Annotated in this window: 10 protein-coding genes; 3 read left to right on the top strand and 7 right to left on the bottom strand. The window is 60.2% G+C overall.

Annotated elements, in window-relative coordinates; genetic code table 11:
* Nucleotides 1–97 precede the first annotated feature (97 nt).
* From RX395_RS05140 to RX395_RS05130, 3 genes are all read right to left on the bottom strand, one after another.
* Nucleotides 98–292, bottom strand: a complete 195-nt coding sequence (locus tag RX395_RS05140) for a hypothetical protein (RefSeq protein WP_006235656.1) — start codon at nt 290–292, stop codon at nt 98–100.
* Between the two features lie 69 nt (nt 293–361).
* Nucleotides 362–2,389, bottom strand: a complete 2,028-nt coding sequence (locus tag RX395_RS05135) for a KUP/HAK/KT family potassium transporter (protein ID WP_035138754.1) — start codon at nt 2,387–2,389, stop codon at nt 362–364.
* 159 nt (nt 2,390–2,548) lie between these two features.
* Nucleotides 2,549–3,418, bottom strand: coding sequence for a nitroreductase family protein (locus RX395_RS05130; protein ID WP_316365973.1), 870 nt, complete (start codon nt 3,416–3,418; stop codon nt 2,549–2,551).
* 213 nt (nt 3,419–3,631) lie between these two features.
* Between RX395_RS05130 and RX395_RS05125 the strand changes: the two genes are divergently transcribed.
* A complete protein-coding gene (locus tag RX395_RS05125) occupies nt 3,632–5,932 on the top strand; it encodes an LTA synthase family protein (RefSeq protein ID WP_316365972.1) in 2,301 nt (766 codons plus the stop codon).
* 680 nt (nt 5,933–6,612) lie between these two features.
* Here the strand turns inward: RX395_RS05125 and RX395_RS05120 are convergent.
* The 4 genes from RX395_RS05120 to RX395_RS05105 form a co-directional block, all read right to left on the bottom strand.
* Nucleotides 6,613–10,701 (bottom strand): fibronectin type III domain-containing protein, encoded by a 4,089-nt coding sequence (locus RX395_RS05120; RefSeq protein ID WP_316365970.1) that lies wholly within the window; start codon nt 10,699–10,701, stop codon nt 6,613–6,615.
* A gap of 802 nt (nt 10,702–11,503) precedes the next feature.
* Entirely contained in the window at nt 11,504–12,055 is a 552-nt protein-coding gene (gene bilS / locus RX395_RS05115; RefSeq protein WP_316365967.1) for a flavodoxin family protein BilS, read from the bottom strand.
* 128 nt (nt 12,056–12,183) lie between these two features.
* A complete protein-coding gene (locus tag RX395_RS05110; RefSeq protein WP_316365964.1) occupies nt 12,184–14,043 on the bottom strand; it encodes an ABC transporter ATP-binding protein in 1,860 nt (619 codons plus the stop codon).
* A complete protein-coding gene (locus tag RX395_RS05105; RefSeq protein ID WP_316365961.1) occupies nt 14,044–15,888 on the bottom strand; it encodes an ABC transporter ATP-binding protein in 1,845 nt (614 codons plus the stop codon).
* Between the two features lie 215 nt (nt 15,889–16,103).
* Between RX395_RS05105 and RX395_RS05100 the strand changes: the two genes are divergently transcribed.
* Together RX395_RS05100 and RX395_RS05095 are read left to right on the top strand one after the other, a co-directional pair.
* Nucleotides 16,104–17,105 carry an LPXTG cell wall anchor domain-containing protein gene (locus tag RX395_RS05100; protein WP_316365959.1) on the top strand — a complete coding sequence of 334 codons (1,002 nt, stop codon included), beginning with the start codon at nt 16,104–16,106 and terminating at the stop codon, nt 17,103–17,105.
* Nucleotides 17,106–17,218: 113 nt separating this feature from the next.
* Nucleotides 17,219–17,597, top strand: a 379-nt coding sequence (locus RX395_RS05095) for a helix-turn-helix domain-containing protein (RefSeq protein WP_316365957.1), incomplete at its 3' end; no start/stop codon positions are given.

Raw genomic sequence — 17,597 nt, 5'->3', positions numbered from 1 at the left:
TCTCAAAAACAAAAACCACCACAAAGGGGACAGGCACCTTTGTGGTGGTTTCCCCTTGTGGTGGTTCCAAGTGTAAAGCCTTTGCAACCTGCGGACGTTAGACAAACAGCACGTGCGCGAGCAGTGCGCACACGCACGCCGCGACAAGCACCGTCACCACGATCGAAATCACGCGGTCGGCCATGTCCATGTTGGCCCGATTCGTAAAGAACCGATCTTCGGCAGCATCGGCGCGTACCTCACGCACCAGCTCGGTCGCAAGATCGCAACCGTCAAGCACCTTTGCATCCATGGTTTCCTCCCAGGACTCAATCCCCGTCAATACAAGCCCGCCCGTTCGCAGACAAACCTCGAGCGTCGACTACGGCCGCTCGTTGGGAGCCAGGCGCTGCATCTTGTTCACGGCCTTGAACTTGGTGAACAGCGGCACGTACTCAAAGCTCACGTTGGAGTTCTCCAGGCCGTACCAACGCGCGGGCGTGCCGGCGGCGCGGCGAATGATGTACTTGAGCGTGATGGCCGTACGCTCGCTGGGCTCCACATCGCTTTCGGGCGCCAGAAGCTTACGGATCAGGACGAACTTGAACGTGCCGATGTTACCCGGATCCTTGTAGACCGAGTAGTCATGCGTCTGCGGCGGCAGCTCGCCGGTGGCAGCCAGGTCCTGAACAACCTGACGCAGGTAGGCATTGACGCGCTGGTTGATCTTGTAGCCCAGGTACAGGTGCACGCGGAACACGTAGTCGGTGCCGAACGTCTCGACCGAATAGGCAAAGGTGTGCGGTTCGTCCATGGTCTCGACATTCACGAACCACCAGGCGCGGGCACGCTTGGGATGCTTGTCCAAGATCGAATAGACGATATCGCGGTCGATGTAGTCGGTATGGGTGTCCTTGGTCAGGTACACGACGTTGTCACTCATGCGCTCGTAACGGTCGTCGTCGCGCAGGCGCTTGAGCTGCGGCAGGTAGCTGCGCAGCGGCAGCAGCGTAAACTGGCGCTGCTCGACCGCCGTGCCGTTGTACCAGCACACCATAATGCCCATGATGAGTGCAGCCATGAGGATGGTGAAATAGCCGCCGTGGAAGAACTTGGTGAGCGAGCTCACGAAGAAGAAGCCTTCGAGCAAAAGGAAGAAGGCCGCGAAGATCCACGGAGCAACCTTGAGCTTGCGCTCCTCGTGCAGGTAGAAGAAGAGCAGCAGCGTGGTGCACATCATAGTCAGCGTAATGGCAAGGCCGTACGCGGCTTCCATATGCGCCGAGTTCTGGAACAGCAGCACCACGATGACGCAGCCGACAAGCATGACGTTGTTGACCATGGGGATGTAGAGCTGGCCCTTGGTCTCGGCAGGGTAGAAGACCTGCATGTGCGGCATGAGGTCCAGACGGCTGGCCTCGGACACCAGCGAGAATGCGCCGGTGATGAGCGCCTGCGAGGCAATGATGGCCGCAACGGTGGAAAGGCCTACGGCAAAGGGACGCAGGCCCGGGGCGAGCATCTGGTAGAACGGATTGAGGTCGGCAATGCCCATGAGCTCGGGGTTGGCAGCGTTGTTCATAAGCCAAGCGCCCTGGCCCATATAGGAAAGCAGCAGGCAGCACTTAACGAACGGCCAGGTAGCGTAGATGTTGCCGCGGCCGACGTGGCCCATGTCGGAGTAGAGCGCCTCGGCACCGGTGGTGGCGAGGAAGCAACTGCCCAGAATCATGATGCCCGCGTGGTTGTTGGGGCTCAGCAAAAAGGCGATGCCGCGCACCGGGTTGAGGCACAGCAGCACGGCGGGGTGCTGGAAAACAAAGAAAAGACCCGTGCCGCCCAGGAACAGGAACCACAGCGTCATGATGGGGCCAAAGGCGTGACCGATCTTGGCCGTACCGATGCGCTGTACCAAGAAGAGCACGATGATGATGGCGAGCGTAATGGCGACGACGCGGCCCTGGTCATCGCCCAGCACGGCATGGACCGCCGGGATGGTGCGCAGGCCCTCGATGGCCGTGGTAACGGTAACGGCTGGCGTCAGGATGCCGTCGGCGAGCAGCGCGGCGCCACCCAGCATGGCGGGGATGATAAGCCACTTGCCGCAGCGCTTGACCAGGCTGTACAGGGCAAAGATGCCGCCCTCACCATGGTTATCGGCGCGCAGCGAGATGAGCACATACTTGATGGTGGTCAGCAGCGTGACCGTCCACACGACAAGGGAGAGCGCGCCGAGCACGAACTCCTCCGTCACGCTTCCGATGCCGCCGTTGCCGGCAACGAGCGCCTTGGTTACATACATGGGGCTGGTGCCGATATCGCCATACACCACACCCAGCGTGACGAGCATCGCCGAGATGCTCACAGGAATCGCAGCGTGCGAGGCTGCCTCCTTGGCCTTTTGTTCCATAAGCCGGTTTCCTCCCAACTTTAATGTTCGAAGGGATTATAGGTAATCGGCCTGCACTTGCACGGCACCGTTTTCCCAGCTAGATAAACATTTATACGGCCTTTAGGCCACCACGGCGATGTGAAATGTGACAAAAGGACTGTCCCCTTGTCACATTCGTCATTTTCCAAGCCAATTTTTGAACCACCACTCCATGGAGCGGCTCATCTCGGCCATAAAGGGACTGGTGTGTTTGCGGGTGTAGATATCCACCACGCGCTCGCCCACCTCGCGGGCATGCGGGCGAAACATCGCGTCCATCTCGGCCACCTGCGCGTCCATGGTCGCAGCATCGGCGCGGCAGTAGCGCTCCTCGTGCACCAGGTTCACCACGGGATGCGCAATGGCCGGACGCTCCTTACGGGGCGTGCCGATGATGAGCATCGACAGCGGCATGGTATAGGGCGGCAAGTCCAGCAGCTCGGCAACTTCCTCGGCATTCTCGACGATATCACCGATGTAGCAGCTCCCCAGGCCCAGAGCCTCGGCGGCAACCACGGCGTTTTGCGCGGCGATCACGGCGTCCTGGGCCGCGATGGCAAAGTCGCCCAAACCCGGCGCGCGGCGGGGCTCCTTACCCGTGCGCTCGACAAACTCGGACTCAAAGCAGCCCACATGCTCAAACAGATCGATCCACTTGGCATAATCGACCACAAATATGAGTGCCCAGGGCGCCTTGGCAATCATGGGCTGGTGGTCGCACAGGTCGGCCAGGCGGTCCAGCGTAGCCTGCTCGCGAATGCTTACGATGGAATACATCATCATGGCGCCTGCCGACGGCGCACGGCCCGCCGCATGCAGAATCGCCGCCCGCTGCTCGTCGGTCACCGCCACGGGGCGGTCGTCGTCATCACGCGCAAAGGCACGCGTGGAGGAACGGTGCTCCAACGTGTCCAGCACCGCGTTGCCCGTGGTCTCGACCGGATAACCGCCCGCGTCCATGCCAGCGCCCACGTCGCCCGCACTCGTCATACAAACCCGCTCGTTCACAGCCTCATCCCTGCCAATTCTTTAAGAAGCCTTTACGTTTCCGTGTAATTCCCGTCCATTATCGCGCAGGTCGCCACTACATTGCGCCACACCGCCACACGTGCGCGTTAATATGGCTGGTTGTTGTGCGCAGACACCAATTGCAGCGCATATCTTGGTAACAATCGGGTAAACCCCCGCTTTCGTACGTTTTAGTTTGTGAGGAGTCTCAGCATGTTCGCTGCCGCCATCTCGCTCGTCGGTCTTGCGGCGACCGTCTACCTTGTCTTGCGCGAGGCCAAGGCCATTCGCGCTCAGTCGGGCACCGTTGCCAAAAGCGCTCTTGGGTGGAGCGTCGCCTTCGGTCTTTTCCAGGTCTTTTTGACCATTTGGGGCGCCATTGGCCTCGTCGCCCAAAACGAGCCGCTCGCCTTTGTGATGCTCATCCTGACCAACGCCATCCTCACCGGCTGCGCCTGGGCCAGCATCGCACGTGACCGCATCGCCCCGCGCGTCTTTGCGTTCGCCGCGCCCGACGCCCCCGCCCCCACCGGCAAGCTCGCCCGCCTGCGCGGCGCCTTTGTGGGCAAACCGCTCGTCGCCGTCGTCCTGTGCCTGCTGCTCGCCGGCGTCTTTGCGCTGCTGGGCATGGAGGTCTCGTCCAACCACGACTTTACCTGGGTCTACCCCCTGTGCATCCTGCTCGAGTGGGCCATCATCACCACGCTCATGGTCGGCCTGTTCTTCCTGTTCCAGCGCCATGGCGCAGCTCCGGCCGTCCTGGCCTTTGCCCTCTTTGTCCTGGGCATTGCCGAGTTCTTCGTCATCACGTTTAAATCCATGCCCATCCAGCCGGGCGACCTTTCGGCCATCTCCACCGCCGCCGCGGTCGCCGGCAACGGCTACACCTTCTCCATCTCTCTGTTCTGCGTGCTGTCCATGGGCTTTACCGCCATCGCCATGCTGCTATGCGAGTACGCCGGCCTGGTGGCACCGCACCGTCAGAAGGGTGCCGTCAACGCCAAGCGCATGCTGCTCACCAACCTGCTCGTGGCAGTGCTGTGCCTGGGCGGCGTGACCGCGCATGTCACGCTCATCGACTACTACAACACTCTCGGCATCACCGTCTACACCTGGCGCCCGCTCGAGAGCTACTGGCGCGAGGGCTACCTGCCCGCTTTCATTAGCGCAGCGCAGTCCATCAAGCCGCCCAAACCCGCCGACTACTCCGTCGACGATGCCAAGGCAACGCTCAAAAAGTACGCCAAGGCCTACGACAAGTCCGACGCGGCCAAGAGCGACGAGCGCGCCGCCGCAAAGGAACAGTTCGACAGCGAGAAGCCCACGGTCATCGCCATCATGAACGAGACGTTCTCGGATCTGTCGATCTACCAGAACATGCGCGCCGGCTACGAGGGTCCGCAGTACTTTAAGAGCCTGTCCAACTGCCTCAGCCGCGGCAAGCTCTACGTGAGCGCCTACGGCGGCGGCACCGCCAATACCGAGTTTGAGTTTATGACCGGCAACTCCATGGCCAACCTGGGCTCGGGCGTGTACCCCTACACCATCTACAACATGGAAACGACCGGGAACCTGGCAGAGCAGTTCAAGTCGCTCGGCTATTCCACCACGGCCATGCATCCCAACCACGCGACCAACTGGAACCGTGAGAACGTCTACAAGGACTTTGGCTTTGACCAGTTCCTGTCCATCAACGATTTCCAGGGCGCCGATACCCTGCGCGGCATGGTGACCGACCAGGCTACCTACGACAAGATTCTTGAGCTGCTCGACCAGAACGCCGATCCGCAGTTTATCTTCGACGTGACCATGCAGAACCACTCGGGCTACGATACGGGCCTGCTGCCGGTCGACAAGCAGATGCACCTGAACATCGACACGACCGACCTGGACGCCAAGACCGTCGAGGACGGCACGCTATCCGATGTCGATGAGTACGTCTCGTGCATCGAGCAGTCCGACCAGGCGCTGCGCTACTTCCTAAACGCCCTGAGCAAGCTCGACCGCAAGGTGGTCGTGGTGTTCTGGGGCGATCACCAGCCGTTCTTCCCGTCCAAGTTCAACGACAAGTGGTTTACCGACGAGGACGACGCCACGCATCAAGAGCGCCTGTGGCAGACCGACTACATCATTTGGGCCAACTACGACGTTGCCGGCTGCGACCAGACGAGCAAGGTCGACGACCTGTCCACCAACTACCTGTCCACCCAGCTTATGCAGCTGATCGGCGCGCCGCTGACCGACTACCAGAAGGCGCACATGACGCTGCGCGAGTCGCTGCCCGCTATCAACTCCGTGGGCTACGAGGACGCCAACCTGCGCTGGGCGCTCTCCTCCAACGTCACCGGTGACGACGCCGCTGCCGCAGCTGCCACCAAGGCACGCGAGGATTACGCCAAGATGCAGTACTACGAGATGTTCCGCGACGGCAAGAACGTGTACACCGAGCACTTCCAGACCGAGGCCAACGAGACCGACCCCAACTTGGCACCGGGTACGACCAAGATCAAGTAGCGGGTCGCTCATAACTGGTTCGTCTGCCCGGCGGCGCGGAACGTAAGGTTCCCTGCTCGGACAGTCCTGCTCGCACGGAGAGCACATTAAGTGCTCTCCGGCTCGTGCGGAACTCGCGATGAACCTTACATTCCGCGTCGCCGGGCAGACGCCTCGGTGTTGAAGCGCGGCTTGTCATGGAGACACCTGCTGAACATATATAAGTTGAAGGCCACGTCATGTGGCCTTTTTTGCATCCGGAAACCGTGTCCCAGAATTCTTGTCTGGAATGGGATGCAGTTTCCGCTTGGGACCCGATTGGGAAAGTGTGTCCCACTATTCAGCTGGATTCCGGGATATATTTTCCGGTTGAGGCTCGTTGGGAAAGTGCGTCCCACTTTGGGGGCTGATTCTGGGACGTGGTTTCCGGTTGGCTCTCATTGGGAAAGTTCATCCCATTTCTCGGCCTAATTATGGGACGCAGTTTCCCGTTGAGGACCCTTTGGGAAAGTGCGTCCCGGTCTGGGCGCTCAAACTGGGATGGATTTTCCGGATGAGGGCTTGACGGAAAATGTGTCCCGTTCCGGGCGCTAATTGTGGGATGCAGTTTCCGCTTGCGGAGTCTCCACTCAACAGAAAACCCGGGTGGCCTGTTTTTTGGCTACCCGGGTTTTTGGGTTGTCGATATGTTCGACTGGCTACTAGTGGGTCTTGCGGCGCTTGATCAGCATGATGAGGGCTATCACTACGAACGTTGCTCCCGCTGCTGCTGCGGTGGCGACTAGGGCGAATGTTTGGTCGCCGGTGTTTGCGAGGTTCTTCGCTGTGGCCGTAGTCTTGACCTTGGTGTCGATCTTGGCTCCGTTGTCGGACTTGGGCTTGTCCGGGTTCGTCGGGGTCTCAGGAGTCTCGGGGTCCTTTGAGCCTTCGGAATCGGTTGGGCCGGCGGTGTTTACCAGCGTATGGTCCAGGAACTTCTTGGCGCCCGCACTTGCCTGTGAGAACAGGCGGCGCGTGCGGATCGGGGTGGCGTTCACCGTTGTGGGCGCCGTCTCCTCGGCCTCGATATTCACGAGCGTCGTGCCGGTGTCGAGGCCCACGTCGTTGTATCCCACGTGGCAGTAATACTGCGCACCGTCATCGTCTGCGGTCAGGTCAATCTCGAGCTTTGAGGCCGTTCCAGCCGCGAGGTTGCCATCGGCACCCACGAGCTTAAACTCTGTCTCGCCGCGGCCCTTGCGGTACCACATATAGGTCGGTGCCAGCCCTGTTTCGCTATCGTCGGCACCGAGTTGCTTCACATGGCCAATCGCCGAGAGCGTCAGGTGGCTTCCCGCCGCGCGCTCAACCGAAGAGTCGTATCCAAGATCCGACCCCTCCGCAGCATCCGCCGCAGGTCCGCTCACGGTCATCGTCATGCCATCGGGCATGGTCTTGACCGTGATGATTGCCGAGCGAATACCTGTTTCGGTCGTGGATCCATTCTTAACGGCGGCGATGGCGAATCGATACTCCGTATTGGGCTGCAGCCCATCCCACTTGAGCGAGGTCTGCGTGTTGTCGGCAATCTTCCAGCTATTGACGACCGCATCCGCCGCATTGCTCTGCAGCATGCCCACGCCGTAGCTAAAGCCACTCTTGTTTGCGAGTACATCGTCCCAGCTAAACGTAACGCTGGTCGAATCGACGGCGTTTGCCGTAAAGCCCGTCACGGCCGGCGCGTCGGGCATCTCGACGTCCTTAACGTCATAGCCCACGATCCAGAACTGGTCGGTGTCCTTGGTGCCGAGCTTGTCGCCCGAGTCTGCCTCGAACTTGTCGACATCCACCGCGTTGACGCCCAGACGCCACGCAAAACCGTACTTGCCCTGCGCGGCCTCGGGCAGGTTGTCGACGGTGCCGCCGTATTCGGTCGATTCACTCGAGGAGTTACCCGTAGTAAAGCCGGCGTTGGCACCAAAGCACAGGCCGCCAAACAACTCGTGCTTTGCGAGCTTCGCGCCCATGACAACGCTGCCGTTCAGCGTCAAGCCGAGCTCGAGCTCCTGCTCCTTGCCCTCCTCGACTTCGATGGTCTGCTCAATGCTCGCCCCCGACTGCGCGGCGGCGCCGTTAAACCCATCGTGCGTGTAGGCGCGCGTTACGCCAGGCTTGCCCAGGCCAAAGGAATCCCCAACGGGAGTCTCGCCGTTGAGCGTCGTTTGATAGGTTCCGGGTTCTCCCGACCGGTTGGTCAAAAAGTAGCTGAGCGGCGTCATATTGTGCTGTTTGGCAATGCGGCCATAGGCCTCGACATTAACGACCGAGGTCTGCGCGCCGAGCGACACGGGCGCCGCCATCACGCCCTTGCCACCAGTTTCCTCATTTTCAATCTCATACTCGTAATAGACCATCGGAATCGTGTAGAGCACGGCCTTGTCACCCTCGCCGGCATGCGACTCATAGCTTACGCTTGCGCTGACCGTGCGCTCGCTCCGGTAGTCATAGCATCCCTCGGCGGCAAAATCGACTGAAGCATTCATCGCGACCAGGGGCGGACCGGTCTGCACCTCGACGGCAACGCCCAACTCGGCGCCAATGGTATAGCCCTGGGATGTCCCCGTGCCCTTTTCCTCTCCGTATGACGTGCCGCCCAACACCAGATAGCCGTATGCCTGCTCCAGATCCTCAACATAGGGCGCATCCTGCAGCACGGCAAGCACGCGCGGGTTGGTATAGACCTTGTAGCGGTCCTTGTACGTGATCTTGACGCTGTCGTTGTCGACATCGGGCAGCGCGAGCGAGATAAATGTGCCGTAGGTAGTGCCGCGACGGTTGCTCTCGCTAATCACCTGCTCCTCGCCGCGGCGCACCTTTCCGTTCTCGTCGAGCGAAAAATGCGAGGCGGTCATCCAATAGTAGTCATCGTTCTTGCGCAGGTCCTCGTCGCGGTGCTTGCCCACCACGGCGATAAAGCTCTCGTTATAGCGGTCCGAACCCGAGACGCTGCCCGCCTTGACGTCGCTGATCCACACCTGCTCTATACCCTTGTGGTCATGCTTGTTGCTGCTGTTGTATTGCTGACCGCTCATGCTCATGGTTCCGACCATGGACCCCAAGCCCTGAGCCCCGCTCTGTGCCGTGTTGCAGGCAAAGTCGCGGAACACATCGCCGCCCACGAGCACCTCGTCGACCGCCAGCTGCTCGGACAGGCCGTCAAGGTTGGCAGTGGCAAGGGCAATAGGCGCCAAGGTGCACGGATAGCGCTTATCCTGAGCGCTATCCTTCCATGCGCTGTTGGGCACATGCATCAGCCCATAGGAGGCGAGGAGCCCGTCTCTGTATTCCTTACAATCGGAAAGCTTGAACTCGCCAGACTCCGAGTCAAAATACGCGTAGCGGTACAGCGCGCCGTACAGCCCCTTGCTGCCGTCAGAAGCGCCGTAATCAAAAGCGCTGCGTTGCCAGTCATAGCCCGCAAGAATAAGGCCCGTGACGGTTTCACCCGTCTTCTTTCCTTCTTCATCGTAGGCGGCAAACGTGCCGAACGTCGCATTCGCAGCGACCATGGTCTTGCCGTTCGCGGAGAGGGAGATTGCGCCCGCGTCGCCCAGAGCATCGACATGGACGAGCGCACCCTTGGATGCATCCCACGAAAACAGCTCGCAATGCGTCGACTTATCAATATTCTTCTTGCCGTAGGGTGCCGAGACCACGATGGCGAGGTCATCGCAAAAATCGCGATCGAGGTCGCCGGCCGCTAGCGAAACGACAGGAGCTGACTGAAGCTGCGTCCAGGAGTCGTTCCCGCCCTTGTTGTGCGTGGTGTAGTCCGCGGCGTTACCGGCATCGATCTTGACGACGCTTTGCTTCCAGTTGCCGCCCTCCAAGTCATACATGTCGACTACAGCCTTGCGCACGCCGTTCTCGTCGACATAGCAGCCCGCGTAGACAAAAAGCTCGTCGACGCCGTCGCCATCGACATCGCCCGCCTCGACATCAAAGACGGCGTCGTGCTCTTGCAGGTAACCGGCATCCAGGTACTTAAAACGGCCTTCGTACATCATATTAGTGTTGACCGTCACCGGCAGGTGTGTGTCGAGAGTGCGCGTACGCCCGTTGCTAAACGAGTAGAGGACCAGCTCAACCTTTCCGGCGTATGACTTGCCGTCAATCGTCGTGGAGGAACTGTCGCCGTAGGCACGGAGCTCGGCAACGCGGCTCTTTTTGCCCGTGCTGGCGTCGCTGCAGAACTCAACACTCGTGGCGTGAATGCCCGAGAAACCGTTGTTGTCGTTGGCGAGTACTGTTGAGGACTCATTGTTGCTTAGGTACGACCAGGTGCCGCCACCGTAGTCGCTATGCTTGTAGAGATCGCTGTTCGTATCGAAGTTGTTGACGTTTTGCCAGAACTTTGCGGCGCCCCACACACTTCCATAGCCATCGGTGAGTTTGCTGCCGCCGCCAATGTCACCGCGCTCGACGTTCTCGAGCTTGTCGCGCAGAGTGTAGCGATTGCCATGGCTACCGTTAGCTGCCATATAGACCTCGCTGCGCGTGGCAAACGTCGTGGGGGTATCAGTGGAATAGGGGCCAACGGTATCGGCCGGAATGTCCTCGCTCGTGCCCAGACCAAGGGCTTGATAATCCTGCTCGGTCATATCGGTGATTGCGGGCGCGTCTGCCGCCTGGGCAACCTGGGGCGTGGCAGTGAAGCAGGCGACGCTCGTGGCGATCAACGCAGCAAGCGCCGCCGTCCCAACAAGCGGGATTTTCGACAGCCTACGGATACGGGGGTGTGGAACGTACATGAGGGACCTCGCTTTATTCGAGTGGAGTGGACTCATTTTTGCAAATGATACATCCGATGCCCGATATCACGTGTCTCATTTTCGCCAACGGCGTGTCTCATTTTTTGTGAATCCGAGATGCCGCGGAAATCTTATCCCAGCTCAAAGGCCATTTCTGGGATGTATTTTCCGTCGAGTGCCTCATCGGGAAACTGCATCCCATTTCAAGCGTCGATTCTGGGACGCATTTTCCCCTTAGACCCTCAACCGGAAACCGCATCCCACTTTGAGCGCAAATTCCGGGATGCATTTTCCGCTTGAGCCTCATTGGGAAACGGCGTCCCACTTTGAGGGCTGATTGTGGGATGCATTTTCCGGTTTTGCTCTCATTGGGAAAATGCATCCCGTTTCTTGACCGAATAATGGGACGCAATTTCCCGTTGGAGCGCCTTTGGGAAAGTGTGTCCCACTTCGACCGCCCAGAGTGGGATGCACTTTCCGCAAAGCACCTCAACGGGAAACTACGTCCCATTCCAAAGGCAAATTCCGGGACGCATTTTTCGAAAGCCTGCCCATCCGGAAAGCCCGTCCCACTTTGGACGCATCCGGGCACGGAACCATCGACCTATCAGGCCTCCCATCAATAAAGAGGCGTCCTCCCGGACGGCGGGGCACGAAGTTCATCGCGAGTTCCGCACGCAAAGAAGGCCACTTAATGTGGCCTTCGTCTTGCGCAGGACTGTAGAGCAGGGAACTTCGTGCCCCGACGCCCGGGAGGACGTTTCATTTAGAAAGATGGACCGACCGCCGTCAGCGATGGGAGCTACTCCCCCAGCACGGCCTTTTTGGCGGCTGCGGCCATGTTATCCAGATCTTCCTTGGTGGGATGGTCCTTCGCGGCAACCCAGTTGTCGAGCAGCATCTTATAGCGAGCGTTGTCGGGATCTTGCTCGAGCATGGCCTCGTAGCGCTGCTTGACCGCGGGACCCATCTTGCCCTGGCACATCGCCCAGCCCGCAAGCTCGGCATCCCCAGCCAAATTAGAAGTTACGCGATCAATAATCTGCTGGTAATAGCTCTGGTCGGCGCCAAAACCGCAGGTGCCAAACAGGAAGACGCGCTTGCCGTGCAAGGCGGAGAGCAACGCCGCGACCGAAGGCGTGCACGCGCCCTTGTCGCACCAAAAACCGACGAGCACCGTGTCGGCCACGCGGGCGCCCTGCGCCTCGAGCGCAACCTGATCTGCATCCGCATCGTCGCTCAACGCCGCGGCATGGACAAACTCAACGCCCGCAGCCTGCAGAGCGCGCTTGATCGCGCCTGAAACCATCCTGGTATTACCGCTCTTGCTGTTAACCACCAAAGAGCACGTCATAGTCACGTTGCCTCGTTTCCCCCAAAACTAAAGCCACTAATGCAATTTATTAGATGAATATCTTAGTACTAACGTGACAGATGTAAAACCACCGTCTGTCGATTGATTAATTTGCGCCACGGGCTTGCTCACTGGGCGAATTGGCTGCGGTAGAGTTCGGCGTAGAAGCCGCCTGCCGCTAGCAGCTCGTCGTGCGTGCCGCGCTCGATAATCTGGCCGTCGCACATCACCAGAATGCAGTCGGCGTTGCGAATCGTGCTCAGGCGATGCGCCACCACAAAGCTCGTACGACCGGCCATGAGCTCGTCGAATGCCGCCTGCACCTGCAGCTCGGTGCGGGTATCGATGCTCGAGGTCGCCTCGTCCAGCAGCAAGATAGCCGGGTCGGTGAGCATGACGCGCGCGATGCACAGCAGCTGTTTTTGACCCTGGCTAAACGTGCCGCCGTCCTCGCCGATGACCGTATCGTAGCCGCCTGGCAGCTGCACGATAAACTTGTGCGCATGCGCGCGCTTGGCAGCTTCGATAACCTGTTCACGCGTGGCATCCGGGCAACCGTAAGCGATATTTTCCGCCACCGTGCCCTCGAACAGCCACGTATCCTGCAGCACCATGCCAAAGGCGCGGCGCAGGCTTGCGCGCGTGTAGTCACGCGAGGAACGGCCATCGACCGCAATGCGACCGGCATCGATATCGTAAAAGCGCAGCAGCAGGTTGATGAGCGTCGTCTTGCCGCAGCCCGTGGGGCCGACCAGGGCAAAGCGCATGCCGGGCTTGGCCTCGATGCAGATGTCCTGCAGCAGTTTGCGGTCGGGCACGTAGCTAAAGTCCACGTGTTCAAAAGTCACCTCGCCCTGCGGGGCGGCAAGCTCTACAGCGTCCGACGCGTCGGGCTCCTGCTCGCGCGCATCGAGCAGCGCAAACATGCGGCGCGCCGAGGCGTACGCGGTCTGGATCTGCGTAATGACGTTGGTGACCTCGTTGAACGGCTTGGTGTACTGGTTGGCGTAGGACAGGAAGATCTGCACGCCGCCCACCGTAAGCGCCGCCGGCACGCCCGTGATCACGCCCACACAGCCAATCACAGCGACCACGGCATAGATGATGTTATTGATAAAGCGCGTGCCGGGGTTGGAGAGCGAACCCATAAACTGCGCGCGCTCGCCCGCGGTGTAGAGCTCGGCATTGAGGGCATCGAAGTGCTGTTGGGCGTTCGGGCCGTAAGCAAACGCATCCACCAGCTTTTGCTCGCCTACGTACTCCTCAATATGGCCACCGAGTTGGCCTTGGATGCGCTGCTGTGCCGTAAAGCTTTTGTTGGAGAGCTTGGCGATGGCGCCGGCCGCAAAGATGGAGAGCGGTGTGACGAGCACCACCACGAGCGTCATGGCCAGGTTAATGGAGAGCATAAACGCGAGCGTGCCCACAATGGTGATAACGCCGGTAAAGAGTTGCGTGAAGCCTTGTAGCAAGCCATCGCCAACCTGGTCGACATCGTTGACCACGCGGCTCATAAGGTCGCCGTGGGCATGGCTGTCGATAAAGCTGAGCGGCATGCGGCTGAGCTTATCGCTCGCCTCCACGCGCATGTCGCGCACCGTCTCGTAGGACAGGCGGTTGACGCAGTAGCCCTGTAGCCACTGGAAGGCCGCAGCACCTACGACGACAATCGCGAGCTCGGTAACGAGCGGCAGCAGTACGTCAAAGTCCACCTGCCCGGCGGCAACGATCAGGTCGATGCCCTCGCCGATGAGAATAGGCGTGTAGAGCTGCAAAATTACCGAGGCGGCGGCACTTAAAAACGAAGCCGCAAACGAGACGCGGTGCGGGCGAACATAGCCCAGCAGGCGGCGGGTCACCGCACCCACGGGATAGCGCTCGGGATCGCCGGGCTGGCGCGGACCGTCGCCCAGGTCGTTGAGGTTATCGTTGCCGGACACGTTGGCCGTCATCGTGGCGACCGAACCGGAAGAAGTGTACGGATTCATTTAGCAGCCCTCCTTTGCGCAGACGGATGCGGGGGCGGTCGGAGCGGACGTGGGCGTCGTGCTCCCCTGCTGGCCCTCGAGCTCCTCGCGGCGAAGCTGCGACTGGCAGATCTCTCGGTAGAGCTGGCAGCTTGCATACAGCCCATCGTGCGTGCCCAGGCCCGCAACCGAGCCGTGGTCGAGTACGCAGATCATGTCGGCATCGCGAACGGTCGAGACGCGCTGGCTTACGATCACCGTCGTGAGCGGCAGCCCGCCCACGGCGGCACCGCGCACGCTGCGCTCGCGAATGGCATGGCGAAGCGCCGCGTCGGTCTTAAAGTCGAGCGCCGAGGCAGAGTCGTCCATGATCAATATCTGAGGCGAGCCCACCAGGGCGCGCGCGATGGTCAGGCGCTGGCGTTGGCCACCGCTGAAGTTCTTACCGCCCGCCTCGACCGGGGCATCGAGCCCCTGCGGCTTGTTGCGCACGAACTCGCTCGCCTGCGCCATGTCGAGCGCCGCCCAGAGCTCCTCGTCGGTCGCAGCCTCGTCGCGCCAGGTCAGGTTGCTGCGGATGGTGCCGCTCACCAGCGACGCGCGCTGTGGAACGGTCGCGACCACACGGCGCAGCTGGTCGAGCGGCCAGGTGCGCACGTCGGCGCCCATCACACTCACGCTGCCGGTGCTCGCATCGTACAGGCGCGGGATAAGCGAGACGAGCGTGGACTTGCCGCTACCCGTACCGCCGATAATGCCGAGTGTCTTGCCCAGCGGCAGCTCCAGGGTCACATCGTTGACGGCGTTGGCAGCGCCGGTGCCAAAGGAGAAGTTCGCATGGCTCAAGCTCAGCGCGGGAACGGGAGCGACATTGCCCGGCTTGGGCAGCGCGACCGGCTGGTTGCCCTCGTCGGTGATGCTCGGCACGCAATTGAGCACCTCGTTGATACGTGACGCACTGGCGCTCGCCTTGGTAAAGACCACGACCAGGTTGGCGACGTACACGATGGAGATCAGGGTCTGCGTCATGTAGTTCACAAACGCCATGACCTGGCCCTGCGTAAGCTCGCCCACGTTGACCTGGATGCCGCCCACCCACAGGATGGCGCACACGCCCAGGTTCATCACCAAGAATGTGACGGGGTTAAGGACCGACGAGAGCTTACCCACCGCAATGGCGGTATGGGCCTGGTCATCGGCGGCTTGGGCAAAGCGCTCGCGCTCGTGATCTTCGCGTACAAAGGCGCGAATCACACGGGCGCCCGAAAGCCCCTCGCGGCAAATGAGCGCGATGCGGTCGAGCTTTGCCTGCAGCTGCTTGTAGTACGGGATGCAGCGCGCCATGACAAACCAGGACACCAAGCCGATGGCGGGCGTGCAAATCAAAAAGATCACGCCGAGCTTAAGGTCGATGGCAAGGGCCGCGACCATGGAGCCCACCGCCAGGAAAGGCCAGCGGATGAGCATGCGTACGCCCAGCGCCACGGCGAGCTGCACCTGGTTGACGTCGTTGGTAATGCGCGTGATAAGCGACGGCGTGCCAAAGCGGTCGAGTTCGGCATAGCTCAACTTGTTGATGTGCTGGTAGAGCGCACCGCGGATATCGGTGCCCATGCCCTGCGAGGTGAGCGCCGCCATCTTTTGGCAGACGAGCGTAAACGAGATGCCGATCACAGCCATGGCGCCAAGCAGCATACCGTAGTGGACGACGGCGTTGACATCGTGCGCGCCAATACCCTTATCGATCATCTGGGCAATCACCAGCGGCGTCAGCAGGTCAAAGATCACTTCGATCAGCTTACACGCAGGGCCAATCACCATATACCGGCGAAACTTACCACCAAAACGCCTGAGCAGCTCAATCATGTATAGGCGCTCCCTATCATCATCCACATTCAATTCGAACCATGATAGTACCGCCACCCCAAAAGAAGCGTAAACAACTCGTCATTTCTAACGGGATTCGGTTTCCAAAGAAGCGGAGAGGCACACGCACACCCAGCTAGTGTCGGGTCGACCACTTGGTATACTTGCATTAGTGCTACCAAGTTAGTCGCCGACCCTTGAAATGAGGTGCCGAGATGAACGACATTCTCGCAAGAAGAGCAAAACGAGCAACTGTGGGCATCGCCCTTTCCACGGCACTTGTCGCGGGAATCGCCCCCGCAACGGCGATCGCGGCAGAAACCAGTTCCCCCACCGGTGCAGTTGCCTTGCAGACGGAAGATGCGGCCGCCGCAAAAGAAAAAGCGTATGCAGCCATGCAGGAAGCGCTCAAAAACCTCGAGGCCGCAAAAGACGCCGCAAGTCCCGAAAAACTTGCGGAAATCGATGATGACATTGCCAGTTTTCAAGAGATCCACGACATGGTGGTGACGGAAGCCGCCAAACGGAGGGAACCCCTTCCCGCCATGCAAGCGAACGTCGATGCAGCCCAAGCCAAATACGATGAGGCCCACAACCGGACAAGCGGCCTTCAGGCAGAATTAGATAAGGTACTCAAGGAGCTCGGCGACGAGGCGCCCAGCACAGCTATTAAGGAGCATATTAAGCAGTTGCGCAGTGAGATCATGGCGGCAGAAAGGCGAGAAAAATCTTGTGAAGATGATCTTCACCGCTACCAACGCCGGCTCGAAAGCCAGGAAAAACAGGTTCAGTATTTCGAAAGTGAGGCAGAGGAAGCTAAAGCCCACATCGACGAAGAGACAGCCAAGCGAGATGCGCTCCTCGACGATTTGAAAAAGGCGCAAGCGGCCTATGACGACGCCTGCAAGGCATACGAAGAGGCAAAAGCCGCGGCAGACAAGACCACCTCTCCCGAGATAACGAAACCCGTCGAGACGACAAAACCCTCCAGCTCAGCGCAACCCACCGAGGCGACACCGCCTGCAACCGGCAAAGACGCCTTACCAAGCTCCCCCAAGCAAGCGAACACAAGCAGCGGCAAACAGACAGATGCGACCGCCGGCAAGCTCGCGAACACGGGCGACACAGCGCCGAGCGCAACCGCACTCGCAGGAATCGCCGCCGCAGGACTCGGAATAACCGCCACAGCCACACGCCGCATCAGGAACTCAAAATAGCTGCCAGCGGTTATTGTCTTCGCCAATCCACGAGCCCAGAGAGAAAAGAGGCCCGTTTCCCCAACCTGAACTGCCTCCCATTTCTTGGACATGAGAAATGGGAGGCTTTCTTTATGCGCGTTGATTTGAGGGTGAAGCATGATATCGAGGCCAGGAAGGCGGCCATAGGGCTCTTCGAGCTCGGGCACGGGTATAAATCTGCCGCGATTGCCCTTTCGCTTCCCGCGGAAGCCGTGAGAAGATGGCAGGAGATATACCGCGCATTCGGGAGCGAGGTGCTGCTGCGCATGGACGGAAAGCAGGGCAGGTACACATACGAGCAGAAGGTCGCCGCCGCCTCCGCCGTCGTCGACGGCGGCATGACGAAGACCGAGGCGATGGCGGCGTTCGGCATAATGTCGATGTCGCCGCTCAAGAAGTGGTGCGCGCTATACCGCCGGGGCGGCGCGGAGGCCCTGCGCCCGAGGCCCAAGGGCCGGCCGAGCGGTTCCA

Source organism: Collinsella aerofaciens (assembly GCF_032584215.1).
Lineage (GTDB): Bacteria > Actinomycetota > Coriobacteriia > Coriobacteriales > Coriobacteriaceae > Collinsella.
Note: the sequence above shows the minus strand (reverse complement) of the source record. Positions and strands in the feature narration are given on the sequence as shown.